The sequence below is a fragment of the Streptomyces sp. ASQP_92 genome (assembly GCF_025399895.1).
Lineage (GTDB): Bacteria > Actinomycetota > Actinomycetes > Streptomycetales > Streptomycetaceae > Streptomyces.
The window spans coordinates 465,099-492,049 of sequence record NZ_JAODUA010000003.1 but is presented as its reverse complement, the minus strand read 5'-3'; the positions used below and the strand labels follow the sequence as shown (position 1 = coordinate 492,049).

Here is a 26,951-nt window from a genome sequence, read left to right as displayed (position 1 = left end):
CCGTTTCACGAGGGTCGCACGCCCACGTCACGCACGTCGCGGAACGTGGGCGTCTTTCAACTGATCTTCCGGTAAAGGGAGTTCGACACGGACCTCTGTTCCGCGGGGCGCGTCGCCCCGGCCCACCCTGATCCGCGCCCCCATCGACGCGGCCCGTTCCACCATGCCCACCAGGCCGAAGTGGCCCGTGCGCCTGAGGTCGTCCAGGGTGGTGCCCGGCGGGAGGCCCCGGCCGTCGTCCCGCACGCTGAGGCGGAGCAGGGCGCCCTCGACACCCGCCGCCACCTCGATACGGGCCGGGCCCGCGTGTCGGTGGGCGTTGTCCAGGGCCTCGCTCGCGATCGTCAGGAGCTGGCGGGCCACCCCGGCCGGGAGCATCGGCGCCGGCCCTTCGCCCAGTGGCGTCCACCGCGCCCGGATGCCGGTTCGGCGGGTGAAGTCCCGTACGGCGGCAGACAGTTCGGTCAGGACGTCGACCTTCCCCTGGGTCCGCCGGAGGTCCCCGAGCAGTTCGCGGGACTCCGCGGCCGCCCGCCGCGCGGCCCGTGCCACCAGGTCGGCCTGGCCGCGGACCGTGAGCGGGTCCATGCGGTCGGCTGACGCGGCCAGGCCGTCGGCGGCCAGCGCCAGGCCGTGCAGGGTCTTGGCCACCGAGTCGTGCAGGTCACGGGCGAGCCGCGCCCGCTCCTCCTCCACCGCGTCGTGCACGGCGAGGCGGGCCCGGGTCTCGGTCAGGGCCTGGCTCGCGGCGCCGAAGCGGAACAGGAGGTTGCGGATCGTCACCCCGACCGCCCCCGCGATCACACAGAACCCGGGCAGCAACAGGGCCGAGGCGTCCGCCAGTTGGGAATGCGGGCCGGTCGCGTACACCAGGGTCAGGATCGCGACCTGAAGGCCCGCGAAGAGGCCCGCGCCACGCCAGCCGTAGACCAGGCCGGCCAGGAGCGGGGTGCAGATGGTGACATAGCCGAGGGGGGACTCCGGGGTCGCCGTGATCAGGAGCAGCGCGCCGAACACGGCGTCGACGGCGAGCAGCCAGGGGTGGCGCAGGAGGAGCGGGCCGAAGCGCTCCCAGTCGCGGAACAGGACGTAGGACCCCATGAAGGTGACCAGGACCGCGGCCCCGACCAGCAGGCCGGGCGCGCCCGGGGCGGCGCCCGCGAGCGAGAAGGGGGCGCCTATCGCGATCATCGCCAGGCGGAAGCCGAACACCTGGCGGCACATGGCCTGGAGTGCGTTGATCTGGAGGGCGAGGGCGGGGGCCGCCACCGTGTCCTTCGCGCGGCGGCGCATCGGCATCGGCACCCTCAACCCCCTTGCGCCGAGCGTCAGTTGCAGGGTCACTTCGGGCCACCGAGGAAGCCGCCGAAGTCGAGGTCGGCGCCGTACACGAAGCCCACGGTGAGCAGGATCAGCGTGCCCGGCAGCAGGAAGGTCGTCACCGCGAAGGTGGCCTTGGGGACCGCGCGGGCCGCCTTGCGGCGGGCGTTCTGCGCGTCGGTGCGGCGCATGTCGGCGGCGATCGCTATCAGCGTCTCGACGATGGGCGCGCCCAGTTCCTCGCCCTGCTGGAGCGCGGTCACGAACATCGCGACCTGCTCGGAGTCATTGCGCTTGCGCAACTCCTCGAAGGCCTGGCGACGGCTGACGCCCATGTCCATCTGGCGCAGGGTGATGCGCAGTTCGTCGGCCCAGGGCCCCTGGTACTTGTCGGCGACCCGCTCCAGGGCCTGACGGAAGCCGAGGCCCGCGCTGACCACGACGGCGAGTACGTCGAGGAAGTCGGGCAGGGTGCGTTCGATGTGGTCGCGGCGCACCCGGACGGCCGACCAGATGCCGACCTCGACCCAGAACAGGGCGAACCCGACCATCACCACGGCGATGATCCAGTGCCCTTCGAGCAGCATGATCAGCGCGGCCGCCGCGCCGAGCAGCCCGTACACCGCGCGCCGGGCCGCGTAGCGGTCGATGGTGAGGCCGCCCGGGTTGCCCGCCAGGTCGATCTGACGGCGCTTTTTGGCGACCCGTTCGGGGCCCATCATCCGCAGCACCGCGGGCGCCCAGCGCATGCCGAGCCGGTCCACGGCCGAGCCGACGGCCGTGGTGCGCGTCGCGCCGATCTCCAGGGCCACCGAGAGGTCGCTCGGGAGTTTCACCTCGGCCCGGTACATGCGGATGCCGTGGAACATCCCGTACACACTCAGGCCCATCAGGGCCGCGTAGAACAGTCCCAGTCCCATGGGTCGCTCACTCCCCTCTCTTCAGTCGGCCGCGTGGGCGCGTGCGGCGGTGCGCGTGCCGGTGTCGCCGGGTCATACGTCGATGCGGGAAAGGCGGCGGACCACGAAGAAGCCCAGGGCGTACAGGGCGATCGAGATCAGGACGGCCGCCTGGCCGAGGAAGGCGCCGGTCATGCGGTCGAGCGCGCCCGGCATCACCGCGTTGAGCATGAGCAGCGCGGCCATTCCGAAGCCGGGTACGGCGTACGCGGTGACCGTCACCTGGGCGAGCGTGGTGCGTACCTCGCGCCGGGTCTCCTTGCGTTCCTCCAGGGTGGTGGTGAGGTTGCGCAGCGAGCTGACGACGGTGCCGCCCGCCCGGTTGGCCAGCACCAACGTCGTGACCAGGACGCCCAGTTCGCGCGAGGGCAGCCGTTCGGCGATCTCACCCAGCGCGTCGTCGAGGGACTCCCCCACGGCGAGCCGGTCGGTGACCCGGCCCAGCTCCTCGCCCGCCGGGGCCTCCATCTCCTCGGCCGCCATGGCGATGGCGGTGCGCAACGCGAGTCCGGCCTGGGTGGCGTTGGCGAGGATGCGGGAGAGTTCGGGCAGTTGGTTGATGAAGCGCTCGATGCGTTTCTGGCGCTGCCAGTCGAGGAAGGAGTTGGCGCTCCACAGTCCGGCGAGCCCCGCGAGCGGCCCGAAGAACGAGGCGAGGACGGACGCGGCGATCAGCCACAGAGCGGCCACCCCGGCCACCATGTACACGAAGAACTCGCCTGGGGTCAGGTCGAGGCCGGTGGCGGCCAGCTTCCGTTCGATGCGCCGGCCCAGTGACGTACCGCGCAGCCGGCGGTCCACACCGCGAAAGGGGCGCTGCCGACCGGTGCCGGCGGGGGCGCCCGGGTTGCTGAGCCGGTCGATGAGCGCTTCGCGCTGGGCGCGGCCCGCCCCGTAGGAGCGCAGCCCCAGGACGGCCAGCACCCCGGCGAGCAGGGTGACGCCGAGCGTGAGGAAGGAGAGGTTCATCTGCGCGTTCCCTGTCGGTTGGCGGGCTCGGTGGGCGGGAGACAGCTCGGCGGGCGGGGTGAACTCACGTGCGGACGGGCTCAGTTGGCGTGGCGGACGGTGAGCTGTTCGGTGTGGGCGGCGACCCCGTAGGCCTGGGGTACGGGCTGGTTGGCGAGGTAGAGGCGGTCGGCGACCCTGCGCGGCAGCGGGAAGTACTGGAAGTGGCCGTGGATGCGGCCGTCGGCGGACATGGGCCGGGCGTCGAAGCGGCAGACGGTGGTGATGCGGTACGGGTCGCGGCCGTGCGACTCCAGAAGGGCGATCTCGGTGATCTTGCGGGCGCCGTCGGCGTGCCGGGTGAGCTGGACGATGACGTCGACGGCCGAGTTGATCTGGTCGTGCAGCGCCTCGAAGGGCACCTCCACCTCGGACATCGAGGCGAGCGTCTGGAGCCGCATCAGCGCGTCCTCGGCGCTGTTGGCGTGGACGGTGGCGAGGGAGCCGTCGTGGCCGGTGGACATCGCCTGGAGCATGTCGAGGGACTCGCCGCCGCGGACCTCGCCGACGACGATGCGGTCGGGGCGCATGCGCAGCGAGTTGCGTACGAGGTCGCGGATGGAGATGTGCCCCTTGCCCTCGACGTTGGGGGGCCGCGCCTCCAGGCGGATGACATGGGCCTGCTGGAGCTGGAGTTCGGCGGAGTCCTCGATGGTGATGATGCGCTCGTGCGGCGGGATGAGGCCGGACAGGGCGTTGAGCAGGGTCGTCTTGCCGGTGCCGGTGGCGCCGGACACGATGATGTTGAAGCGGGCCTGGACGAGCCCGGCGAGCAGCAGCAGCATGGGCTCGTCCAGGGAGCCGAAGGTGATCATCTCCTGGAGCGTGAACGACCTGGGGAAGCGGCGGATGGTGAGGGTCGCGCCGGTCAGCGACAGCGGCGGGATGATCACGTTGACGCGCTCGCCGGACGGCAGCCGGGCGTCCACCATCGGGTTCGACTCGTCCACCCGGCGGTTCACGGTCGACACGATCCGCTCGATCGTCTGCATGAGCTGCTCGTGCGAGGCGAACCGGAGCGGCAGTTGCTCCACCCTGCCGCCGCGCTCCACGAAGATCTGGTCGGGCCCGTTGACCATGATCTCGGTGATGGAGGCGTCTTCGAGGAGCGGTTCGAGGATGCCGAGACCGAGCGCCTCGTCGACCACCCGCCGGATGAGCTGGGCCCGTTCGGCGGTGGAGAGGACCGGGCCCTCGCGGCTGATGATGTGCCCGAGCACCCGTTCCAGGCGGGCCCGGCGCTCGGCGGCCGCCAGCGACGACATCTCCGCGAGGTCGATCTCCTCCAGGAGCTTGGCCCGGTAGGAGGCGACCAGGTGGCCGTCCTCCCGCCCCGCGCCGCTCTCCTCGGGGGCGGCGATCCGTGCCCGCAGACTCATGTCGTGCCTCCAGTCGTCTCGGACCGGCTTCGGTGCTGAAGCCTCGGCATGGTGGAGGTGCGGGTGGCGGAGCCGAAGAAGCCGTCGCCGAGGCCCGGGATGACGCTGGGGATCTCGATGGTCACCGTGTACGCCGCCCCGTCCCCGCCGCCCCCGGCCGGCGCGACCCGCGGCTTGAGCCAGTCGCTGACCGCGGCCGTGCCGGCGGCCACCGGGTCCGGGCTCGGCTCGCCGTTCCTCGGCGCGTCCAGGCTCGCCGCCCGCGCCGCCGCCCGCGCCCCGGTGCCCGCCTGGTTCGCGGCGTACGCGGCGACGCCGAGCTGGATCGCGGCGAGCCCGACGAGCAGCAGCAGAGTCACGAACCCGATGTATTCCAGGGCGACTTGGCCCCGGTCGGCGTGCCGGTCGCCGTCTCGGTGGATGGGGATGCGCACGGCTCAGCGCTCCTTCACATGGGCGGCGGTGCCGTCGACCGGAAAGCCGCTGAGGACGCCCGGGATCAGGACGGGGATCTTGAGCGTGACGGTGGCGCGGTACATGCCGCCCCCGTCCTCGCCGCAGGCCGTGTCACCCTCGAAGGAGGACGGCACCTGGCGCAGGGCCGCCGTGCGGCACGCGCCCGCGGCGCCGCCCTGGGCAGCGGCCCCCGCCCGCGCCCCCTCGTCCGCCGCGTTGCCCGCCAGCACGAAGGTGTAGCCGACCAGGGCGCACTGCCACAGCGCGACGAGCAACAGCAGGATCAGCGGAACCACGCCGATGAACTCGATGGCGGTCTGCCCCCGGTCCCGGCCCCGCTCCCATTCCTGCGCGCGGATCCTGACCCGGCGCATCAGCCGCCCCTGCGCCTGAGCACGAGGCCCGAGCCCCGGGCCGCCCGGGCCTTCGCCCTGCCCTCCGGCGCCTTGAGCAGGCCGAGCTCTCCGGCCAGGGCCCACAGCGCCTGGCGGATGGTGCTCCGGCCGTCGAGGTCGTGCAGGCGGCCCGCGTCCACGACGGACTGGAGCTCCTTGAAGTGGGCCGGCACCGCGGTCTGGGCGACCCGGGTCCCGGTGATCTTCTGGACGAGCGGAGGCTGGATCTCGGTGCTGCGGGTGTGCCGGTTCACCACGGTGGTGGTCTCCTCGGCCTTGCGGATCTGGAGCCGGTCCCACATCCGTACGGTCCGCTTGGCACCCCGTACGGACACGACGTCGGGGGTGGTGACGAGGAGCGCCACGTCGGCCATCTCGACGACGGCGGCGTTGGCGGCGGTGAGCTGGCTGCCGCAGTCCACGACGACGGTCTCGTAGCGGGTGCGCAGGGCGCCGATGATCTGGCGGGCGGCCCGGTCGGTGACCTCCTCGCCGCGTTCGCCCTCGCCGGGAGCGAGCAGCAGGGCGAGCCCGCTCTCATGGGTGAAGACGGCGTCGGCGAGGACCCGGGGCGAGATGTCGGTGATGGCCGCGAGGTCGGCGATGGAGCGCCGGAACTGGACGTCGAGGTAGGAGGCGACGTCACCGGCCTGGAGGTCCATGTCGAGCAGCACGGTGGTACGGCCCGACGCCCGTGCGGCGAGGGCGAGTTGGACGGCGACGAGGGTGGTTCCGACGCCGCCCTTGGCTCCGGTGACGGTGGTGACGGTGCCGCCGGGCCCGGTGAAGACGTCGAGGCTCGCGCCCAGGTGGCGGCGTACGCCCGCGGACCACTGGGCCGCCGCCTGGACGCGGACCGCCAGCTCCTCGTAGGACAGCGGCAGCGCGACCAGGCCCCGGGCGCCGGAGTCCATCGCGGCGGAGAAGACGGCGGGCCCCGCGTCGGAGGAGATGAGCACGACGCCGATCGCGGGGAAGCGCAGGGCGACCTCGCGGATCAGTTCCAGAGCGGGGGTGGGCCCGATGCGTTCGTGGACGAGGACGACCTCGGGGAGTTCGTCCAGGGACTCCCCGGCGAGCCGGGCCAGGGTGTCGAGCAGCTGGGTGGAGTCGCCGACCGGCACCGCGGGTTCGGCGTCGGGGAGTTGGCTGAGCAGGGTGGTGACGGACCGGGCGGCGTCCGCGTCGGCGACGGCGGGCAGGATTCGAGTGGTCATCCGCACCTCACTGGTCCTTTTCGAGCCGGTACGTACGGTCACCGGGCGGGATCGCGCTGTCGCCGTTGCCGCGGCCGACGAGCGCGAGGCGGACATGGGTGGCGAACGACTCGGCGTAGGCCACCCGTTGGGCGTCGAGGGTGCTGAGGGCGAAGGTGATCGGGACGGCCTGGGTGGTCTGGTTCTTGTCGGCGGCCGAGGGGTTGAGTGCCTGGACGGCGCCCACCTGGATGACCCGGGCGTTGGCCACGATGAGCTTGGAGACGGGCGTCTCGCCCTGTTTGGTGGCGGCGAAGGTGGCGAAGATGTTGACGCTGTCGCTTCCGTTGATCTTTCCGGCGACCCCGGTGGACGCGTCGATCATGATGGCGATCTCCTGTTCGCCCGGCTTGAGTTGGGGCCGGTCGGTGAACATGCCGTCCTGGAGGAGGGAGCCCTTGGTGAGGTGGGTGGCGGCCATCTTGCCGACGACGTCCGTGAGGTCGGTGACCGCGCCCTGGGAGAGCCAGCGCTTGGGCATGCTCGTCCGCGCGAACTGGTCGGCCCTCAGGGGGGCGTAGGCGTCGATGTCGTCCTTGAGTCTGTACGCCGTCACCTCGGGGCCCACCTTGGAGTCCACGTCGCTGATCACCGTGAGCACCCCGGCGAACGCCCCCAGGGCGCACAGGACCGAGAGGAGGAGAAGGATGATGCCGCGGCGCTGGCGGGAGTTCATTGACCGTACGACCTCGTTCGCTGACGTGGGGCAGAGCGGGCAAGTGGCGTGCTGCTGGCGCGGGTTGGGGCCGGGACCGGGCTCGGCGGCGCCGTCCCGCCCGGGGCTCCGAGCGGGGCCCGGGACCGGCTCCTACGGGCCCGGCGCGATGGCGCGGCGGCGTTCGGCCCGGGTGAGGGGGCGGGCGCGGTAGGCGGAGGCGGGTACGGGCCCGAGGGCGGCGGCGCCGGTGGCCTCCGGCTCCTCCTCGGGCGGCTGGTGCGAGGCGCAGAACCCACAGCGGTCGCCGATCAGCTCCATGGCGCACCAGCGGCACTGCTCGCGCCGTACGGAGGCGACGAGTTGGTAGAGGACCGAGATGTCGGGCAGATAGGCGGCGAACTCGGTCACCTTGCCGGTGCCCCACCAGGCGGCCGAGTCGGCGGGCAGCACGGTCTCCTGCACGGCTTTGACCTGCCAGGCGGGGGCCAGCGCCATGGTGACCCAGTCGGAGCCCGCGCTCCCCGGGGCCACCAGCATCTCGCAGGCGAAGTCCGGCCCGGCCAAGGTGGCCCCGGGGCCCACCTTGACGAGCTGGGGCCGGGGGTGGGCGAGGACGGCGAACTGACTGCCCGGCATCCATGACCTGGCGTGCGCGGTGAGGCCGACCGGGACGCGCTCCAGGCGGGTCACGGAGTTGAGGACGGCGCCCGCGTGGATGTAGTGCGAGAGCAGCCGGGCCGCCGAGGCGATCACACCGGGGCTGAAGTCGCAGACGGAGAGCTGCCTCAACTGCCGTACCAGGATGGCCAGTCCCAGCGGCGGCAGATCGGACTTGATCAGGGTGACCCGGTCGGTTTCCAGCAGCGACCGCACGGTGTGCAGCCGGTGTTCGTGGGCCGCGGAAAGAGAGGCGGGAAAGAAGGCGATCACATAGCCGTGCTGTTCCAGGAGGCGGTGCATGTCGACGAGCGCCGCGTCCAGCGGCTGGGCGTCGGGGGACTGGAGCAGCGCCGCGAGCGGCGTCTGCGGATCGGTCGGCGGCAGCACCAGGTCGGGGCTGGTGACGGCTATCGCGGTCGGCACGTCTCGGGCCCCCGTTCGCTGATCGCGGTCGCCACCTCGGGCCCCCGTTCGCTTCGGTCCCGGAGCCCGTACGAGCCCCCGTGACCGCGACTGACTGCTGCGATTCCCACCTGCCTCAGCACTTTATCCACGACTTACCGGGCGGAGAACCGTCTTCTCCTTTCCTGTGTGCTTCCGCGGCTGGTTTTGGTACGCGTGGGACGAATGATGCGCCGAAAGTCGGCCAACCGGCGGCCTGAATCGATCCGGACGGTCGGTGCCGGAGGTCTTGACAACCCAATTGGTCTGGACCATGTTGTCCGACCAGGACGCCCACCCCCACTTCCCCGTCCTCCTCCCCGCCCTCCCCACTCCCCTCCCGGAGGCAGCACGTGAACCGTGCGAGACATGCAAGGCTCGCCCTGGCCGTGGCCGCGGCCGGCGCCCTGTCCATAGCCGGGCTCTCCGGCACCGCCCAGGCGGCCGACGTCAACAACGCCAAGAACGCCGGATTCGAGTCGGGCCTCGCCAACTGGACCTGCACGGCCGGGAGCGGCGCCACCGTCTCCTCCCCCGTGCACGACGGCACCGCCGCGCTCAAGGCCACCCCGTCGGGCTCCGACACCGCCCAGTGCGCGCAGACCGTCGCCGTCAAACCCAACTCGACGTACACGCTGAGCGCCTGGGTGCAGGGCAGTTACGTCTACCTGGGTGCGAGCGGCACCGGCACCACCGATGTGTCGACCTGGACGCCCGGCACCGGTGGCGGCTACGGCCGGCTCTCCACCACCTTCAAGACCGGCGCCTCCACCACCTCGGTGCAGATCTACACGCACGGCTGGTACGGCCAGCCCGCGTACTACGCCGACGACATCTCCGTGGACGGCCCCGACGGCGGCGGAGGCGGCGACCCGGCCCCGACCGTTCCGGCGGCGCCCGGCGGCCTCGCGGCCGGCTCGGTGAGCTCCTCCTCGGTGAACCTGTCCTGGAGCGCGGTGTCGAACGCGACCGGGTACAACGTCTACCAGGGCGGCACCAAGGTGCAGTCGGTGACGGGCAGTTCGGCGACCGTGACCGGACTGAGCGCCTCGACCTCGTACCAGTTCCAGGTGACCGCCACCAACAGCGCGGGCGAGTCCCCGAAGTCGGCGGCGGTGACCGCGACGACCTCGGCGAGCGGCGGCAACCCGGGCGGCGGCGGGAACGTGCCCAAGCACGCGGTGACCGGCTACTGGCAGAACTTCAACAACGGCGCGACCGTCCAGAAGATCAGTGATGTGCCGGCGAACTACGACATCATCGCGGTCGCCTTCGCGGACGCCACGACGACCCCGGGCGCGGTGAGCTTCACGCTCGACACCAACGGCCTCGGCGGCTACACCGTCGACCAGTTCAAGGCGGACATCGCGGCCAAGCACGCGGCGGGCAAGTCGGTGATCATCTCGATCGGCGGCCAGAACGGCACGATCTCGGTCAGCGACTCCACCTCGGCGAACAACTTCGCCACCTCGGTCTACTCGCTGATGCAGACCTACGGCTTCGACGGCGTCGACATCGATCTGGAGAACGGCCTCAACTCCACCTACATGACCCAGGCGTTGAAGTCGCTGGCGTCGAAGGCCGGCAGCAAGCTGGTCATCACGATGGCCCCGCAGACCATCGACATGCAGTCCCCGTCGAACGAATACTTCCGCACGGCGCTCAACATCAAGGACATCCTGACCGTCGTCAACATGCAGTACTACAACAGCGGTTCGATGAACGGCTGCGACGGCAACGTCTACGCCCAGGGCACGGTCGACTTCCTGACCGCGCTCGCCTGCATCCAGCTCCAGGGCGGCCTCGACCCCTCGCAGGTCGGCCTCGGCCTGCCGGCCTCGACGTCCGGCGCGGGCAGCGGCTATGTCTCACCGTCCGTGGTCAACGCGGCCCTCGACTGTCTGACCAAGGGCACGAGCTGCGGCTCCTTCAAGCCGTCGAAGACCTACCCGACCCTGCGCGGCGCGATGACCTGGTCCACCAACTGGGACGCCAAGTCGGGCAACGCCTGGTCGAACGCGGTCGGCCCGCACGTCCACGCCCTGCCGTAACCCGGCGATGGACGACGACAGCAGCGCCCCCGCCCCGCGGGCGGCGCTGCTGCCGCGTCGTCCTAGGGGGTCACGGCTTGGGCAGGGTGCAGCCCGCGCGGCTGAGGTCGATCTTGTTGCCGGCGCCTATGCAGGGAACGATGATGTACGTCTCCTGGGCGTAGTTGATGCCCTGGCGCACGGTGACGTTGCCGTTCTGGTCGACCTCGCACGGGTTGTTCTCCGTGCAGCGCTGGCCGTCCTCGTTGCCGGTGTTGTTGACGGCGACGACCTTGCCGGTCGTGGTGTCGATCACCGGGGAGCCGGAGGTGCCGCCGATGGTGTTGCAGGACGAGGTGTAGCGGACCGAGTCCTTCCAGGTCCAGTCGCCCTCCTTCAGCCGGTAGACGAACCCGTCCACGTTGCAGCTGTAGGTGCGCTTCCAGTACCCGGAGACGACCTTGATCGCCGAACCCTGCGTCGGGTGCGCGTCGTTGAGGGTGAGCGCGCTGATCCCGTAGCCGCTCTGGATCTGGGCGTAGGACTTGGTGAGCTGGTAGATCGAGATGTCGGTGTCGGTCATCGTGGCGTACGCGACCTTGCTGGCGCGCAGCGTCGTGACCTTCGAGCCCGAGGCGTTGAGCAGCGAGAAGGAGCGGGTCGAGGGTTGGTCGACGATGACCTCGCCGGGGCCGGGGAAGCCGCTTTCGAGGCAGTGGCCGTTGGAGAGCACGAGGGCGGGGTCGTTCGGCTGCGAGCTGGGCGTGCGGATCACGGAGCCCGAGCAGTTGCTGAGTGCCACCGTGCCGGCGAAGGTGACCGCCTTGACGGGGGCCGCCTTGACGGGTGCCGCCTTGGCGGGTGCCGCCTTGGCGGGCGCCGCCTTGGCCGGGGTGGTGACCGGGGCCGCCGGGGCGTCGGAGGTCTGCGCGGCGACGGCGGGCACCGCGCCCGCGGCCGCGAGCAGCAGGGCACTGACGGCGCCGAGCGCGCCGACGAAGGACTTCTTCATGTGGGGGTTCCCTTTTTGAGGGTGCTGGGATGATGAAGAGGTGCGGTTTTGTCATGCGCATTGTTGAGGCAGCGGCGCTCAACGGGCAAGTGGACAAACCGAGTTGTCCGGGGGTGACCGAAGCAGCCGATGGAAGGCGAACCCCCGCCGGACACCCCCGGGAGCTCCCTAGATCACCAGGCTGAGCAGCGCCGCCACCACGAAGCCCGCCACCGACAGGACCGACTCCAGGACCGTCCAGGACTTCAGGGTGTCGCGTTCGGAGATGCCGAAGTACTTGGCGACCATCCAGAAGCCGCCGTCGTTCACGTGCGAGGCGAAGATCGAGCCCGCCGAGATCGCCATGATGATCAGGGCCAGATGGGCCTGGGAGTAGGCGGAGCCCTCCACCAGGGGCACCACGATGCCCGCCGTGGTGACGATCGCCACCGTCGCCGAGCCCTGGGCCACGCGCAGCACGACCGAGATCAGCCAGGCGAGCAGGATGACCGGCAGGCCCACGTCGTTGAACGTGGTGGCCAGCGCGTTGGCGATGCCCGAGGCCTTCAGGACGGCGCCGAAGATGCCGCCCGCGCCGACCACCAGCAGGATGTTGCCGACCGGCTTCAGGGACGCCGTGGACACCCGCTCCAGGGACGTACGGGACCAGCCGCGCCGGATCCCGAGCAGGTAGTAGGCGAGCACCAGCGCGAGGGTGAGGGCGACGAACGGGTTCCCGAAGAACTCCAGGACCGAGCGCACGGCGGAGGGGTCGAGCGCGACCGAGGAGAACGTGGCGGCCAGGATCAGGATCAGCGGGGTGCCGATGATGGCCAGCACCGCGCCCAGCGGCACCGGCTCCTCGCGCGGGGTCACCCCGGCGGCCGCCTGCTCGGCGGCGACCGCGGCCTTGGCCTCCTCGGCGGCCTCGACCATGTCCTGCGGAACCTCGACGAAGAGGCGCTTGCCGATCCAGGCGGCGTAGGCCCAGGCGGCCAGGACGGACGGGAGGCCCACGAGGGCGCCCATCAGGATGACCCAGCCGAGCGAGACGTGGAACAGGCCGGCCGCGGCCACCGGGCCGGGGTGCGGCGGCAGGAAGGCGTGGGTCATGGACAGACCCGCGAGCAGCGGCATGCAGTACAGCAGGATCGACTTGCCGGACCTCTTCGCGGCCGCGTAGACGATCGGTGCGAGGACGAAGATGCCGACGTCGAAGAAGACCGGGATGCCGAAGATCAGGCCGGTGAGGCCCATCGCGAGGGGGGCGCGCTTCTCGCCGAACAGGGCGAGCATGCGGGCGCTCAACACCTCGGCGCCGCCGCTGACTTCGAGGATCGCGCCGAGCATGGTGCCGAGCCCGATGATGATCGCGACATGACCGAGGATGCCGCCCATGCCGGACTCGACGACCGAGACGGCGGCGGATTTCTGGACCGTGCCAAACAGCTCGGTGACCGACAGGCCCGCGCCCAGGCCGACGGCTATGGAGACCGCGAGCAGCGCCACGAAGGGCTGGAGCCTGACCTTGATGATCAGGAAGAGCAGCAGCGCGATGCCGAGGACGGCGACGGTCAGCAGACCGGCGGTGCCGCCGATCAGCGGCAGGATGCCGCCGGTGTGCACGGGGGGTGGTGGGGCGGGGGCCGCGACAGCGTGGAACAACATGTGCCAACTCCGGTGTGCAGCAGGGGGGGTTCCAGGGCAGGGGGGACCGCGGCACGGCGTCCCGGCGGTCCGGGGCGCCGCACCGTGCGGCGGGAGGAGCGGTGTGACTAAGGCGGGCAAGGAATTACGCGTCCAGGACCGCGAGGGCGTCGATCTCGATGAGCAGGCCCGCCGGCAGACCGACGTAGACGGTGGTGCGGGCGGCGGCGGGGGCCTTGAGGCCCTGCTCCTCGAAGTACGCGTTGTAGATCTCGTTCATCTCCGCGAAGTGGTCCACGTCCGTGAGGTAGACGCGCATCATCATCACGTCGTCCCAGCTCGCGCCGCCCTCCTCCAGGATCGCCTTGACGTTGGCGAAGGTCTGGAGGGTCTGTTCGCGCAGGGTGGGGCCCGCCGGGGTGGGCGCCCGGCCCTCGACCGCCGGCAGGAAGCCGACCTGGCCCGCCACCTGGAGGATGTTCCCCTTGCGCACTCCGTGCGAGAACCTGGCGGGCGGGGTGGTGTGCGTGGCCGGGGTGAGGGCGATCTTATCGGTCATCGGAACTTCCTTGTGCGGATGGGGTGTTGGTGGTGGTGCCGGAGTACTCGCGGCTGATGGCCTCCGCGGTGCGGCGCACCTGGGGAAGCAGGCCGAGGAGTTCCTCGGCGGTGACGACGACGTTCGGCGCGGAGACCGACATGGCGGCGACGACCCGGCCGTCCGCGCCGTGGATGGGCGCGCCGACGCAGTTGATGGACTCCTCGTGGCCACCGAGGTCGGTGGCCCAGCCCTGTTCGCGCACGGTGGCCAGCTCCTTGAGGAAGGCGGCCGCGTTGGGTGTCGAACGGGACGTGTAGGTGGGGTAATCGAGCTTCTCCGCGACGGCGCGCCGCTCGGCCTCCGGCAGATCGGCGAGCAGCAGCTTGGCCACGGCGGCCACGGTGATGGCGACGGGTTTGCCGATGCGCGAGTACATCCGCACCGGGTAGCGGCTCTCGACCTTGTCGATGTAGAGCACCTCGCCCTCCTCGTGCACGGCGAGGTGGACGGTGTGCCCGATCCGCTCGTTGAGCGCTACCAGGTGGGGGTGGGCGATCTCGCGTACGTCGAGGTTCTCGACGGCCTCCTGGGCGAGCGCGAAGAGGCGGGCGCCGAGCCGGTAGCGCTGGTCCTCCTGGCGGTAGACGAGCCCGTGCTCGTGCAGGGTGCGAAGGAGCCGCAGCGCGGTGGACTTGTGCACCCCGAGCCGGTCGGCGACCTGCCCGAGGTCGGCGGGGCCCTGCGCGAGCAGCGGCAGGATGCTCAGCGCCCGGTCGACGGTCTGGCTCATCTCGTACGTACCTCCTGGTCGTCCCCCGTCCAGCCGGGGCCGAGACGAAGTCTCCCCCAGGCGGTGTCGTCCAGGGCCACGAGCCGGTCGGCGTGGGCGCGTGCCGGAGGCTGGGTGAGGTCGCCGGGCACGGTGAGCGCGGCGGCGGCCATGAGGTGGCCGTGCCGGATGCGGTCGCGCACGGGCAGTCCCCGCAACGTGGCGGACAGGAACCCGGCCGCGAAGGCGTCGCCAGCGCCGACGGGGGCGACGACGTCCACGGCCGGCGGCCGTACGAGGGTGGCGACCCCGTCCCCGTCCTCGATTCCCTCGATCGCCCGTGGGCTCCGGTCGATGACGACGGCTCCGCCCTTGCCCAGCTTGATGACCAGGAGCTCGGGCTCGGGCAGCGCGTCGGAGATCGCCCGGGCTCCGCGCACCCCCCACGCGGCCTCCGCCTCGTCGGCCCCGACGAAGACGATGTCCGCGCCCCGGGCCAGATCGAGCAGCACCCGGGGCCCGGCCGCGTCCCGCCACAGGCCGGGGCGGTGGTTGACGTCGAAGGAGATGAGGGGGCGGCCGGGGTCGGCGGGAGGGGGCGCGGCGGCGCGGCCCGGCGAGGGGCGGGGGGCGAGGGGCGGGCGGGCGGTGAGCTCGCGCATCAGGGCGAGGCAGTCCTCGGAGAGCGCGGCGGTGATCCCGGACAGATGCAGGATCCGCCCCGCCCACAGATCATGCCGGGGCACGGTGTCCGGGGACATCGCGGAGGCGGCCGATCCGGCGCGGTAGTAGAGGACCTCGTGCCCGTCGGCCGCGCGGTCGTCGGCGGTGCGGAAGTAGATACCGGTGGGCCGCTCGGGGTCACGGCGCACCGCGCGCACATCGACGCCGTACGAGCCGATCGCCTCGACCAGATGGTCGCCGAAGCCGTCCGCGCCGACCCGGCTGACCCAGCGCACACGGTGCCCGGCGGCGGCGAGCGCACAGGCCACATTGGATTCGGCGCCGCCGATCGTCCGTGTGAAGGCGGGAACATCGGCGAGGCGGCCCGGCCGGGTGGGCACAAAGGTGACCATGGACTCGCCGAGGCAGACGACATCGACCGGGGCCTCGGCGTCGTGCGCGGCGGCTGGGGATCCGGTGGTCACTGCTGGCTCCTCGCTGCTGGCGGCCGGGGGCCGGTCATTGACCCGGCGTTGGCCCGGATGTTAGACAGCATTAAGCGATATGCGCAATGAGTGTTGCACATGATGCAACACTCTCTCGAGGAGTGAGGTTTCCGTGGCAGCCACCGATCGCACAGCCGGGCTCGCGGCGCTGGGCGCCGAACGCGTCGACCACCGATTCAAGGGGCTGCCGCCGGACGCGGAGGGGCGCACCGTCGCCGAACTCGCCGCCGAACGCCGCAACTTGTTCACCGGGGGCTTCACCACCCCGGTCCTCACGCTGTCCGCCGAGGCCGTCGAGCACAACCTGGCCCTCCTGGAAACCTACGCGGAACGCCACGGGCTGGCCTTCGCACCGCACGGCAAGACCTCGATGGCGCCCCAGCTCTTCGCCCGCCAGATCGAGCGCGGCGCCTGGGGGATCACCCTCGCGGTGCCCCACCAGGTGCGGGTGGCAAGGGCGTTCGGGACCGAACGGATCTTCCTCGCGAACGAACTCGTCGACGCGGCGGCGCTGCGCTGGATCGCCGGGGAACTGGAGCGGGACGAGGCGTTCGAGTTCATCTGCTACGTCGACTCGGTACGCGGCGTCGAGCTGATGGACCAGGCGCTGCGGGGCTCCGCCCGGCGCCTGGACGTGGTGGTCGAGCTCGCCGCGGGCGAGGGGGCGCGCACCGGGGTGCGCACGGAGGCCGAGTGCGCCCAGGTCGCCGACGCGGTGGCGGCCACCGGCACGCTGCGACTCGTCGGCGTCGCGGGGTACGAGGGCGAGGTGCCGCGGGCGGATCCCGAGCGGGTACGCGCCTACCTCGACCGCCTGGTCGCGCTCGCGGTCGCCTTCGACCGGGCGGGGCGGTTCTCCGGACTCGGGGTCGAGGAGATCGTGCTCAGTGCGGGGGGCTCCGCGTGGTTCGACACGGTGGCGGAGGCGTTTGCGCCGGTGCCCCAACTCTCCCTCCCCGTATTGAAGTTGCTCCGTTCCGGTGCGTACGTCTCGCACGACGACGGGCACTACCGCAAGCTGACGCCGTTCAACCGGGTCCCCTCGGAGGGGGCCCTGCGGCCCGCCTTCCAGCTCTGGGCCCAGGTCGTCTCCCGGCCCAGTCCGGAGCAGGCCTTCGTGAACGCGGGCAAGCGGGACGCGGCGTACGACCTCGACCTGCCGGTGGCGCAGGTGGTGCGGGACGCGGTGACGGGGGTGGTGCGGGGGGCCTCCGGGATCACGGTGACGGGGCTTTCCGATCAGCACGGGTGGTTGCGGACCGAGGCGGGGGTGTCGTTGTCCGTCGGGGACTGGGTGGGGTTGGGGCTCTCGCATCCCTGCACGGTGTTCGACAAGTGGGTTCTGGTTCCCCTGACCGAGCGGGACGGGACGGTGGCGGACTACATCCGCACGTACTTCTGACCCCGGGGGCGTTTTCCCACCCACCCGCCCGTGCGGCGGGGTTGGTCGGTTCCGGCCCCTCCTGGGGCTCCGCCCCAGACCCCGAGCACCTTCGCCCACCCACCCGCCCGTGCGGCGGGGTTGGTTGGCTCCGGGCCTTCCTGGGGCTCCGCCCCAGACCCCGTTCGCGCCTGAACGGCGCTCGTCCTCAATCGCCGGACAGGCTGAAATGCCCCGATGCGGGCCAGCACCGACCCCGCCAGGGGCGCGGGGAACTGCGCGAGAAGCGGGCACGGTCCGCAGCCGACCGGGGTTTTAGGGGCGCGAGGAACTGCGCGACCAGCCACCCGCAACCCGCAGCCGAAAGCGGGCTTCAGGGGCGCGAGGAACTGCGCAAAAAACGACCAAGGCCGCGGGATCGGGAGGGGTTAGGGGCGCGAGGAACTGCGCAAAAAGCGACCACGGCCCGCGGACCGGAGGGCGCTTAGGGGCGCGGGGAACTGCGCGCCCGGCCACCCGCGGCCCGCAGCCGGAACAGGGGCGCGGGGAACCGCGCGAAACAGCCGGCGCCCGCACGGACGTGGGCCCGCACCGACAGGAGACCCGTATGGACCTGGTCATCCGGAACGCCCGTGTCGTGGACGGCACAGCCGCCCCCTCCTACCCCGCCGACCTCGGCCTCACGGACGGCCGGATCAGCGCGATCGCCCACCCCGGTGAGCCCAGGCTCACCGCGACCCGCACCCTGGACGCCCACGGCCTCGCCGTCGCCCCCGGGTTCATCGACATGCACGCCCACTCCGACCTCGCCCTGCTGCGCGACCCGGACCACAGCGCGAAGGCCGCCCAGGGCGTCACCCTGGAGGTGCTGGGCCAGGACGGCCTGTCGTACGCGCCCGTCGACGACCGCACGCTGGACGAGGTGCGCCGGGCCATCACCGGCTGGAACGGGGACGGCGGGGACATCGACTTCGACTGGCGCACCGTCGGCGAGTACCTCGACCGCCTGGACCGCGGCATCGCCGTCAACGCCGCCTATCTGATCCCGCAGGGCACCGTGCGGATGTACGCCGTGGGGTGGGACGACCGGCCCGCCACACCCCAACAGCTCGACCACATGCGGCAGTTGGTGGCCGAGGGTCTGGAACAGGGCGCGGTCGGGATGTCGTCGGGGCTCACCTACACCCCGGGCATGTACGCCACCGACTCCGAACTCACCGAGCTCTGCCGGGTCGTCGCCCGCTACGACGGCTACTACTGCCCCCACCACCGCTCGTACGGCGCAGGCGCCCTGGAGGCGTACGAGGAGATGGTGCGGCTCACCCGGGACGCTGGATGTGCCCTGCATCTCGCGCACGCCACCATGAACTTCGGCGTGAACAAGGGCCGCGCGCCCGAGCTGCTCGCCCTGCTCGACCGCGCCCTCGCCGACGGCGCCGACATCAGCCTCGACACGTACCCCTACACCCCGGGGTGCACAACGCTCGTGGCGCTGCTGCCCAGTTGGGCGAGCGAGGGCGGGCCGGAGGCGATCGTGGCGCGGCTGCGCGACGACGACACCGCCGAGCGCATCCGCCACCACATGGAGGTCGTCGGCGCGGACGGCTGTCATGGCGTGCCCATCGACTGGGCCACCATCGAGATCTCGGGGGTGAGCGACCCGGGGCTCGCCGGGTGTGTCGGCAAGACCGTCGCCGGGGCCGCCGCCCAGCGGGGAGAGGCGCCCTGGACCACCGCGCGCCGGCTCCTCATCGAGGACGGCCTCGGGTCGACGATCCTCCAGCACGTCGGCCACGAGGAGAACGTACGGGCCATCATGCGCCACCCCGTGCACACGGGCGGCAGCGACGGCATCCTCCAGGGCTACAAGCCGCACCCGCGCGCGTACGGCACCTTCCCGCACTATCTCGGGCGCTACGCACGGGAGTTGGGCGTGCTGTCGTTGGAGGAGACCGTCGCCCACCTCACCTCCCGGCCCGCGGCCCGCCTTCGGCTGCCCGACCGGGGCCTGATCCGCGAGGGCTACCGCGCGGACCTCGTCCTGTTCGATCCGGACACCGTCGCCGCGGGCGCCACCTTCGACGCCCCGCGCACGCTGCCCGTCGGCATCCCCCATGTCCTGATCGACGGGAAGTTCGTCATCGAGGACGGCAGACGGACCGGCGTGCCGGCGGGCCGCTCCGTGCGGCGGACGCCCGGGACGCGCTGAGCGGGCCGGTGGCCAGACCGCGCGCCGCCGTGAGATAGACGGTGCGCAGCGGCCCGTACTCGGCCGAGTAGGCGAGCTGGGTCAGGGCGAGTGCCTGGAGCGCCTTCGCGCTGCGCAGTGCCGCGACCGGCACGGCGGCCCCCACCACCCGGTCGAGCAGTTCGATGACCACGTCGTAGCGGGGGGCCGGGGCGTCGTACTCGCGCTGGGCGGCGGCGAGCAGCCCCCGCCAGCCCAGCCGCTCACGGGACCGGTCGGTCACGGTCATGGCCACTGCCTCCTGTCGCGTCCGGGGCGCGGGTCGATCGGACGCGTACGGGACGCTAGGAACACCCCGTACCCGGCACAACCGCGCCGCGTCGGACGTGGCTCAATCCCTTCGCGCGCGCACCCGGGCGCCTCACGCCCGTGGCCGGATCCGCGCCGAGACCTCCCCCGTGTCCGGCGTTCCCGAAGCGATGTGCAGGATGCGGGTCGTGGGGTCCCAGGCCCCGGCGGTGGCGCCCGTGACCTCACCTCCGTGCGGGAAGAAGCGGGCGGGCAGATACACCTCGGTGTCGCCGCGCACACCCTCCTTCGGCCGCCAGCTCACCGCCAGGGTGCGGAGCGGCTCGTCCCAGGCGTAGGTGATGGGGTCACCCGCGATGGCTCTCGGGGCGGGCCGGTCGAGGGCCGGCAGGAGCGGGGTCGGCCTGAGGTCCCGGTCCCAAGGCGCCCAGGATCCGGGGTCGTTGGACCAGTAGGCGGTGCCCGCGCCCATGGAGTCGGCCAGGGCCCGCACCCTGGCGATGTACTCCAGGGCGCCGGGCAGTGTCGCGTCGAGGCCGTACTCGCCGATGAGCACGGGGGCGCCGAGCCGGCGGGCGGTCTTCTCGGTCTGCTCGCGCCAGGAGGTGAGCGTGCGGTCCACCCACCTCCCGGTGCCGGCGGTGTAGCCGCCGCCGAGGTCCATGGGCAGGGGGTAGAGATGCGGCGCGTACACGATGCGGGCCGCCTCGCCCTCGCCGCGTGGGTCGGACAGATACGGAAGTGCGCTGGGCAGGCCCCAGTTGGCGCTGACCGCCTCGGGTTCGACGAAGATCCAGGAGTCGTGGTCGACCGCCCGGATCGCGGTGATGGTCCGGCGGTAGAGGGCGGCGAGCGGGCCCGCCTCGAAGGCGGGGCCCTGGACGCTGCCGCCGAAGGGCTCGTTCATCAGGTCGTAGCCGACGACGGCGGTCTCGTGGGCGAACCGCCCGGCGACGTGCGCCCAGGCGGCCGTGTAGTGCGCGCGCAGATCGCGGCTCGCCCCGCGCGTGCCCCAGAAGTTGTCGAAGGCGCGCACGGTGCCCGGCTCGATGTACTTGAGCTCCCACTGGTCCCGGTCGGCGACCGGCAGCCCCTCCGCCTCGGTCGCCCACGCGGGCGCGCCGTTGCCCTTGACGGCCGGGCCGTAGACGTCCTGGTGCATGTCGAGCATGACGCGGAAGCCGTGCGCCCCGTACCAGCGCACCCGCTCGGCGACCCGGTCGAGGTAGCCGTCGTCGTAGGTGCCCGGTGTCGGCTCCACGCTGCGCCACTGGATGAGGAAGCGGACGAAGTCCGAGCCGAGCGCGTCCGCTTCGCGCCGCACATCGGCCTCCTTGATCCAGGGCAGACCGTCCGGCCGCGACTTGGCGCTGCTCGCGGTGTTCAGACCGGTCAGGACGAGCGCGCGGCCCTGGTCGTCGGTGATCCAGCGGTGGCCGGTGGCGGTGGGCGCGGGGCCCGCCCGGGCCGGTCCCACCGCCACGAGGAGGGCTGCGGCCATCGCCGCCGCCGCGCCCGCCGCCGTCCATCCGATCGCCCGTAGCCGCATGGCCGGACTCTAGGGGGTTCGTGGCTCCTTCAACACCCCTGCTCACAGCCATAGTTGAGGCTTGTTCAGCATCTTCTCATCGGTCGCCGGGTGCCCTAGGGTCCGGCCATGCGTCTGCCCAGAATCGAACCGGCGGTGGCGGCCGTCACCGGGCTCTGCCTGCTGCTCGCCCTGCTCCTGGGCCTCACCCCGGTGCTGACCGCGTTCACCGCGCACGGCGGGGCCGCCCTCGTGCCGAGCGCCCTCGGGGTGCCGCTCGCCGTGCCCGCGCTGCGCGCGGTGCCGCTGGGAAGTACGGGGTGGACGCAATTGCTCTGCGAGGACTTCGCGGTGGCGGTCCTGACGGCGGTGGCCGGGCTGCGCATGCGCCGCCATGTGCGGCTGCGCCCGACCGCGTCCCGCCCGCGCCGACTGCTCGCGGGCTGGACGGCCCTGATCGCGGGCGCGGCGGCCGCCGGGGTGTGGCGGGGCCTGGTGACGGCCCGCCTGGTCGACGCTGGCACGCTCGGCTGGCTTCTCTACGCGGCGGCGGGCGCGGTGTTCGGGGCCCTTTGGGGCGCGGGGCTCGGCTGGCTCACGGCGGTGGCGGCCCTGGCGGGCCCGGCCCCGGCGCGCCCATCGAATCCCTGAGCCCCTGGGAGGGTCCGGGGCGGCCGCAGCCGGCTCACCCCCTCCCAGGGCCCGGAAGGAGCGGGGTGGGGAAGATCTCACCACTCCCGGACCGCACCCCCATTCCAAGCCAGGCCGCGCCCGGCGCCCCGCATTCCCCCGGCCCGCCCGACCCCGCCGCATTGCGATGGAAGCCCGCCCCGGGGGACGCACGCCCGAGCGGACCCTAATCACGAGGCACCCCGCGAAACACGGTCGTAAGGTGGCCGTCATGCAGGTGATCCAGTCGACCAAGCTCGCCAATGTCTGTTACGAGATCCGGGGCCCGGTGCTCGAGGAGGCCATGCGCCTGGAGGCGGCGGGCCACCGCATCCTCAAGCTGAACACCGGCAACCCGGCGGCCTTCGGCTTCGAGTGCCCGCCCGAGATCCTGGAGGACATCCTCCGCAATCTGTCGGGCGCGCACGGCTACGGCGACGCGAAGGGCCTGCTGTCCGCGCGGCGCGCGGTGATGCAGCACTACCAGACCAAGGGCATCGAGCTCGACGTCGAGGACGTCTACCTCGGCAACGGCGTCTCGGAGCTCATCCAGATGTCGATGCAGGCGCTGCTCGACGACGGCGACGAGGTCCTCGTCCCCGCCCCCGACTACCCGCTGTGGACGGCCTCCGTCTCGCTCGCGGGCGGCACCGCCGTGCACTACCGCTGCGACGAGCAGTCCGACTGGATGCCGGACCTCGCCGACATCGAGCGCAAGGTCACCGACCGCACCAAGGCCATCGTCATCATCAACCCGAACAACCCGACGGGTGCGGTGTACGACGACGAGATGCTGCGCGGCCTCACCGAGATCGCCCGCCGCCACAACCTGGTCGTCTGCTCGGACGAGATCTACGACCGCATCCTGTACGACGGCGCCACCCACACCCCGACCGCCGTGATCGCCCCGGACCTGATGGTCCTCACCTTCAACGGCCTCTCCAAGAACTACCGGGTGGCGGGCTACCGCTCCGGCTGGCTCGCGGTGTGCGGGCCGAAGGCCCACGCCTCCTCGTACATCGAGGGCCTGACCATCCTCGCCAACATGCGCCTGTGCGCGAACATGCCGTCCCAGCACGCGGTGGCCACCGCGCTCGGCGGCCGGCAGTCGATCGAGCAGCTCGTGCTTCCGGGCGGGCGGCTCCTGGAGCAGCGGGACACGGCGTACGAGCTGCTCACGCGGATCCCCGGGGTCACCTGTGTGAAGCCGAAGGGCGCGCTGTATCTGTTCCCGCGTCTGGACCCGAACGTCTACAAGGTGAAGGACGACCGGCAGATGGTCCTCGACCTGCTGCGGGCCGAGAAGATCATGGTGGTTCACGGGACCGGGTTCAACTGGCCGGAGCCCGACCACTTCCGGATCGTGACGCTGCCGTCCACCAAGGATCTGGCGGACGCGGTGACGCGGATCGGGACCTTCCTGGACGGTTACAGCCAGATGTAGCGGCGGCCGAATCCGGCTCGGCGACCGGTCGCCGAGCCCCGGCTGTCCCCGCCTCAACTTTAGACAGAATCTAAGCTAGGATGGCCTCCTGAAACACTCAGGAGGCCATGCGCATGTACGAGCCGATCCGCACCAAGTCGGTCCACAGCACGGTGGCCGCCGACGACACCCGCATCCCGCACCGCTCCCGCGAGGAGGAGCTGGACATCCAGCTCGCCGGACACCTCTCCGCACTGCTCGCCGTCACCGACGAACTCGGCCTCACCGAGGCCGGGGACGCCATCGCACGGCAGATCGCCCGGCTGCGCGGCGGACTGCCGCCGGTGCGCCACGCCGGGCTCAGCGGCGCCGACCCCAAGGCCCTGCACACGCGCGCCCACGCGCTCGCGGGCCGCGCCCTTCTGGTCGCCGCCTCCCGCGCCGACACCGCCGCCGCGATCCTCGCGGCCGAGCGCATGGACGCCCACGCCGCGGCCGACGCGCTGCCCACCGCCGCCTGACGCGGCCCCCTGTTCGGCCCCGGTCCGCGAGCCGCGGAGGTCCGCGGACCGGGTGCCACACATCCCCAAGTACCGCACGCCGCGCCCGAGTTGGCGTCGGCGCCCGTGCTGTTCGCGCCCCTCGGCGTACGTGAAAAAGGGCCGGCCCCCGGAGCCGTGAGGGGGCTCCGGGGGCCGGCCTTCGCGCGGCGGGTCACGAGTGACCCCACAGGTCAGGGCGGATGTCGAACCGACCCGCCGCGAGCACCTCCGGCCGGGCCAGGACAGGCGGCCGTGACCGGAGGGGGTTTCGGGGCGGTTCAGCCCAGGCGGGACACCAGCGCGCGGTACTCGTCCCACAGCTCCTTGGGCGCGTGGTCGCCGAAGGTGTTGAGGTGCTCGGGGACCAGGGCGGCCTCCTCGCGCCAGACCTCGGTGTCGACCTTGAGCAGGAAGTCGAGGTCGGCCTCCGGCAGGTCCAGGCCGTCGGTGTCCAGGGACTCCTTGGTCGGCAGGATGCCGATCGGGGTCTCGACGCCCTCGGCCTTGCCTTCGAGGCGCTCCACGATCCACTTCAGGACGCGGCTGTTCTCACCGAAGCCGGGCCACACGAACTTGCCCGCGTCGTTCTTGCGGAACCAGTTGACGTAGTAGATCTTCGGCAGCTTGGCGGCATCCGCGCCGGCGCCGACCTTGACCCAGTGGGCCATGTAGTCGCCCATGTTGTAGCCGCAGAACGGCAGCATGGCGAACGGGTCGCGGCGCAGCTCGCCGACCTTGCCCTCGGCGGCGGCGGTCTTCTCGGAAGCGACGTTCGCGCCGAGGAAGACGCCGTGGTTCCAGTCGAAGGACTCGGTCACCAGCGGCACCGCGGAGGCGCGGCGGCCACCGAAGAGGATCGCCGAGATCGGCACGCCCTTGGGGTCCTCCCACTCCGGCGCGATGGTCGGGCACTGCCCGGCCGGCACGGTGAAGCGGGCGTTGGGGTGGGCGGCCGGGGTGTCGGAGGCGGGCGTCCAGTCGTTGCCCTTCCAGTCCGTGAGGTGCGCGGGCGCCGTCTCGGTCATGCCCTCCCACCACACGTCGCCGTCGTCGGTGAGCGCGACGTTGGTGAAGACCGAGTTGCCCCACAGGGTCTTCATGGCGTTGGCGTTGGTGTGCTCGCCGGTGCCGGGCGCGACGCCGAAGAAGCCGGCCTCGGGGTTGATCGCGTACAGCTGGCCGTCCTCGCCGAAGCGCATCCAGGCGATGTCGTCGCCGATCGTCTCGACCTTCCAGCCGGGGATCGTCGGCTCCAGCATGGCGAGGTTGGTCTTGCCACAGGCGCTCGGGAAGGCCGCGGTGACGTACTTGGCCTCGCCGTTCGGCGGCGTCAGCTTCAGGACGAGCATGTGCTCGGCGAGCCAGCCCTCGTCCCGCGCCATGACCGAGGCGATGCGCAGCGCGTAGCACTTCTTGCCGAGCAGGGCGTTGCCGCCGTAACCCGAGCCGTAGGACCAGATCTCGCGCGACTCGGGGAAGTGCGAGATGTACTTGGTGGTGTTGCACGGCCACGGCACGTCCGCCTCGCCCTCGGCGAGCGGCGCCCCTAGGGTGTGGACGGCCTTCACGAAGAAGCCGTCGGTGCCGAGCTCGTCCAGGACGCGCTGTCCCATGCGGGTCATGGTGCGCATCGAGACGGCGACGTACGCGGAGTCGGTGATCTCGACGCCGATCGCGGAGAGCGGCGAGCCGACGGGGCCCATGCAGAACGGGACGACGTACATCGTGCGCCCGCGCATCGAGCCGCGGAAGATCCCCTTCTCGCCCGCGAAGACGTCCTTCATCTCGGCGGGGGCCTTCCAGTGGTTGGTCGGGCCCGCGTCCTCCTCCTTCTCGGAGCAGATGAAGGTACGGTCCTCGACCCGGGCGACGTCACGGGGGTCGGAGGCGGCGTAGTAGGAGTTGGGGCGCTTGGCCTCGTTCAGCTTCTTGAACGTGCCCTTGGCGACGAGCTCCCCGCACAGGCGCTCGTACTCGGCCTCGGATCCGTCGCACCAGACCACGCTGTCCGGCTGGGTCAGTTCCGCGATCTCGTTGACCCACGAGATCAGTTCCTGGTGCTTGGTGGGGACAGAGAGGGGAGCCGCGATATCGCGCGCCACGATCGCTCCTTGATGAGGGTCTGGAGGGGTTGACGTACTACTTCATTGCCGCCCCGTGGGGGCTGCGACCCGGATGCTTGACCCCGTGGATCCCTTTGGCGCTCATCCGGTGCCGACCGCACTCATCTGATCTTCCGCGTCGTTCGCCCATATGTCCAGGGGGCCTCTCACGTGAGCATCACCACTTACCGCCTTCTTAACTGCCATTTGCCGTTCACTTACCCGCCGACCGCCGGACGCTCGGTAACACCCCGTACCTATGCGTAACTTACGGAGCCGTAGGTAGCATTCGGACCATGACTGATCAGGTGACGGAGCACGCGATCGACCCGGTGACACAGATGGTGAAGCCCAAGATGCGCGGCTGGCTGCACGCCGGAATGTTCCCAGCCGTACTGATTTCGGGCCTGGCGCTCATCGCGTTCGCGGACTCCCCCACGGCCCGGATCTCCTGCGGGATCTTCGTCCTGACCGCCTGTCTCCTCTTCGGGACCAGCGGCATCTATCACCGGGGCACCTGGGGCCCGCGCGGCGAGGCGATCCTGCGCCGCCTGGACCACGCCAACATCTTCCTCATCATCGCGGGCACCTACACCCCGCTCACCCTGCTCCTGCTGCCCGGCTCCACCGGCCGGGTCCTGCTGTGGGCGATCTGGGCGGCCGCCGTGGCCGGCATCGCCTTCCGCGTCTTCTGGATCGGCGCCCCCCGCTGGCTCTACACCCCCTGCTACCTGGCGATGGGCTGGGCCGCCGTCTTCTTCCTCCCCGACTTCGCCCGCACCGGCGGCATAGCCGTGCTGGTCCTGATCATCGTCGGCGGCCTGCTCTACAGCGCGGGCGGCGTGATCTACGGCCTCAAGCGCCCCAACCCCTCACCGGCGTTCTTCGGCTTCCACGAGGTGTTCCACTCCCTGACGCTGGCGGCGTACGTCGCCCACTATGTGGGGATTTTGCTGGTGGTTCGTCAGCACGGGTAGCTCCGCGGGGGGAGGGGGAGCGCGGGCGGTTTCCCCTGGCGGGGGGCGGTTCCCCTGGCGGGGGCGGGGCCTGTGTCCCCCTGGCGGGGGGCGGGCGGTTTGCCCTGGCGGGGGTGGGCGGTTCCCCCTGGCGGGGGCGAGCGGTTTGCCCTG

The 26,951-nt window shown here is 71.7% G+C and carries 24 protein-coding genes; 7 read left to right on the top strand and 17 right to left on the bottom strand.

From position 1 onward, the window contains the following. Positions 1 to 27 precede the first annotated feature (27 nt). From N4G70_RS11745 to N4G70_RS11705, 9 genes are all read right to left on the bottom strand, one after another. Positions 28 to 1,299 carry a sensor histidine kinase gene (locus tag N4G70_RS11745; RefSeq protein ID WP_261712598.1) on the bottom strand — a complete coding sequence of 424 codons (1,272 nt, stop codon included), beginning with the start codon at positions 1,297 to 1,299 and terminating at the stop codon, positions 28 to 30. 41 nt (positions 1,300 to 1,340) lie between these two features. Further along, a complete protein-coding gene (locus N4G70_RS11740) occupies positions 1,341 to 2,240 on the bottom strand; it encodes a DUF5936 domain-containing protein (protein WP_399035054.1) in 900 nt (299 codons plus the stop codon). Between the two features lie 72 nt (positions 2,241 to 2,312). Beyond that, on the bottom strand, positions 2,313 to 3,248 hold the full coding sequence (locus N4G70_RS11735) for a type II secretion system F family protein (protein ID WP_261712489.1): 936 nt from the start codon (positions 3,246 to 3,248) through the stop codon (positions 2,313 to 2,315). A gap of 80 nt (positions 3,249 to 3,328) precedes the next feature. Beyond that, positions 3,329 to 4,666 carry a CpaF family protein gene (locus N4G70_RS11730; RefSeq protein WP_261712488.1) on the bottom strand — a complete coding sequence of 446 codons (1,338 nt, stop codon included), beginning with the start codon at positions 4,664 to 4,666 and terminating at the stop codon, positions 3,329 to 3,331. Continuing rightward, on the bottom strand, positions 4,663 to 5,100 hold the full coding sequence (locus N4G70_RS11725; RefSeq protein ID WP_261712487.1) for a hypothetical protein: 438 nt from the start codon (positions 5,098 to 5,100) through the stop codon (positions 4,663 to 4,665). Before N4G70_RS11725 ends, N4G70_RS11730 begins: the two co-directional genes overlap by 4 nt. A gap of 3 nt (positions 5,101 to 5,103) precedes the next feature. Beyond that, positions 5,104 to 5,496 (bottom strand): TadE/TadG family type IV pilus assembly protein, encoded by a 393-nt coding sequence (locus tag N4G70_RS11720; protein ID WP_261712486.1) that lies wholly within the window; start codon positions 5,494 to 5,496, stop codon positions 5,104 to 5,106. Continuing rightward, positions 5,496 to 6,734, bottom strand: a complete 1,239-nt coding sequence (locus tag N4G70_RS11715; RefSeq protein WP_261712485.1) for a P-loop NTPase — start codon at positions 6,732 to 6,734, stop codon at positions 5,496 to 5,498. The genes N4G70_RS11720 and N4G70_RS11715 overlap by 1 nt, the downstream gene beginning before the upstream one ends. 7 nt (positions 6,735 to 6,741) lie before the next feature. Next, positions 6,742 to 7,449 (bottom strand): Flp pilus assembly protein CpaB, encoded by a 708-nt coding sequence (cpaB, locus tag N4G70_RS11710; RefSeq protein WP_261712484.1) that lies wholly within the window; start codon positions 7,447 to 7,449, stop codon positions 6,742 to 6,744. Positions 7,450 to 7,581: 132 nt separating this feature from the next. Beyond that, complete coding sequence (locus N4G70_RS11705; protein WP_261712483.1) at positions 7,582 to 8,514, bottom strand: hypothetical protein; 933 nt, start codon at positions 8,512 to 8,514, stop codon at positions 7,582 to 7,584. A 371-nt stretch (positions 8,515 to 8,885) separates the two neighbouring features. On the opposite strand from N4G70_RS11705, the gene N4G70_RS11700 reads away from it, so the two are divergent. Further along, on the top strand, positions 8,886 to 10,583 hold the full coding sequence (locus N4G70_RS11700; protein ID WP_261712482.1) for a chitinase: 1,698 nt from the start codon (positions 8,886 to 8,888) through the stop codon (positions 10,581 to 10,583). A gap of 70 nt (positions 10,584 to 10,653) precedes the next feature. Here the strand turns inward: N4G70_RS11700 and N4G70_RS11695 are convergent, their stop codons facing one another. From N4G70_RS11695 to N4G70_RS11675, 5 genes are all read right to left on the bottom strand, one after another. Continuing rightward, the gene (locus N4G70_RS11695) at positions 10,654 to 11,574 is read right to left on the bottom strand and encodes a serine protease (protein WP_261712481.1); all 921 of its coding nucleotides are present in this window, start codon (positions 11,572 to 11,574) and stop codon (positions 10,654 to 10,656) included. Between the two features lie 168 nt (positions 11,575 to 11,742). Further along, positions 11,743 to 13,221 carry a GntP family permease gene (locus N4G70_RS11690; RefSeq protein WP_261712480.1) on the bottom strand — a complete coding sequence of 493 codons (1,479 nt, stop codon included), beginning with the start codon at positions 13,219 to 13,221 and terminating at the stop codon, positions 11,743 to 11,745. A 124-nt stretch (positions 13,222 to 13,345) separates the two neighbouring features. After that, a complete protein-coding gene (locus N4G70_RS11685; protein WP_261712479.1) occupies positions 13,346 to 13,759 on the bottom strand; it encodes a RidA family protein in 414 nt (137 codons plus the stop codon). Further along, positions 13,749 to 14,531 (bottom strand): IclR family transcriptional regulator, encoded by a 783-nt coding sequence (locus N4G70_RS11680; RefSeq protein WP_261712478.1) that lies wholly within the window; start codon positions 14,529 to 14,531, stop codon positions 13,749 to 13,751. The genes N4G70_RS11685 and N4G70_RS11680 overlap by 11 nt, the downstream gene beginning before the upstream one ends. Continuing rightward, the gene (locus N4G70_RS11675; RefSeq protein ID WP_399035142.1) at positions 14,528 to 15,586 is read right to left on the bottom strand and encodes a sugar kinase; all 1,059 of its coding nucleotides are present in this window, start codon (positions 15,584 to 15,586) and stop codon (positions 14,528 to 14,530) included. The genes N4G70_RS11680 and N4G70_RS11675 overlap by 4 nt, the downstream gene beginning before the upstream one ends. Before the next feature lie 205 nt (positions 15,587 to 15,791). On the opposite strand from N4G70_RS11675, the gene N4G70_RS11670 reads away from it, so the two are divergent. Together N4G70_RS11670 and N4G70_RS11665 are read left to right on the top strand one after the other, a co-directional pair. Next, positions 15,792 to 17,081 carry an amino acid deaminase gene (locus tag N4G70_RS11670; protein WP_261712476.1) on the top strand — a complete coding sequence of 430 codons (1,290 nt, stop codon included), beginning with the start codon at positions 15,792 to 15,794 and terminating at the stop codon, positions 17,079 to 17,081. Positions 17,082 to 17,640: 559 nt separating this feature from the next. After that, positions 17,641 to 19,269, top strand: a complete 1,629-nt coding sequence (locus N4G70_RS11665; protein ID WP_261712475.1) for a D-aminoacylase — start codon at positions 17,641 to 17,643, stop codon at positions 19,267 to 19,269. Here N4G70_RS11665 and N4G70_RS11660 read toward each other — a convergent pair. Then, positions 19,199 to 19,537 carry an alkyl sulfatase dimerization domain-containing protein gene (locus N4G70_RS11660; protein WP_261712474.1) on the bottom strand — a complete coding sequence of 113 codons (339 nt, stop codon included), beginning with the start codon at positions 19,535 to 19,537 and terminating at the stop codon, positions 19,199 to 19,201. The two genes, N4G70_RS11665 and N4G70_RS11660, sit on opposite strands and share 71 nt — an antisense overlap. Positions 19,538 to 19,669: 132 nt before the next feature. Next, positions 19,670 to 21,106 carry a cellulase family glycosylhydrolase gene (locus tag N4G70_RS11655; RefSeq protein ID WP_261712473.1) on the bottom strand — a complete coding sequence of 479 codons (1,437 nt, stop codon included), beginning with the start codon at positions 21,104 to 21,106 and terminating at the stop codon, positions 19,670 to 19,672. Between the two features lie 108 nt (positions 21,107 to 21,214). Here N4G70_RS11655 and N4G70_RS11650 point away from each other — a divergent pair, with 108 nt between their 5' ends. The 3 genes from N4G70_RS11650 (at position 21,215) to N4G70_RS11640 (ending at position 23,698) form a co-directional block, all read left to right on the top strand. Then, a complete protein-coding gene (locus tag N4G70_RS11650) occupies positions 21,215 to 21,736 on the top strand; it encodes a hypothetical protein (protein WP_261712472.1) in 522 nt (173 codons plus the stop codon). Positions 21,737 to 21,986: 250 nt separating this feature from the next. Next, positions 21,987 to 23,198, top strand: coding sequence for a pyridoxal phosphate-dependent aminotransferase (locus N4G70_RS11645; protein ID WP_120721702.1), 1,212 nt, complete (start codon positions 21,987 to 21,989; stop codon positions 23,196 to 23,198). Between the two features lie 113 nt (positions 23,199 to 23,311). After that, a complete protein-coding gene (locus N4G70_RS11640; protein WP_120727791.1) occupies positions 23,312 to 23,698 on the top strand; it encodes a hypothetical protein in 387 nt (128 codons plus the stop codon). A 299-nt stretch (positions 23,699 to 23,997) separates the two neighbouring features. Here N4G70_RS11640 and N4G70_RS11635 read toward each other — a convergent pair whose 3' ends face one another. After that, on the bottom strand, positions 23,998 to 25,821 hold the full coding sequence (locus N4G70_RS11635) for a phosphoenolpyruvate carboxykinase (GTP) (RefSeq protein ID WP_261712471.1): 1,824 nt from the start codon (positions 25,819 to 25,821) through the stop codon (positions 23,998 to 24,000). Positions 25,822 to 26,117: 296 nt separating this feature from the next. Between N4G70_RS11635 and N4G70_RS11630 the strand changes: the two genes are divergently transcribed. After that, on the top strand, positions 26,118 to 26,798 hold the full coding sequence (locus N4G70_RS11630; RefSeq protein ID WP_261712470.1) for a hemolysin III family protein: 681 nt from the start codon (positions 26,118 to 26,120) through the stop codon (positions 26,796 to 26,798). Positions 26,799 to 26,951 lie beyond the last annotated feature (153 nt).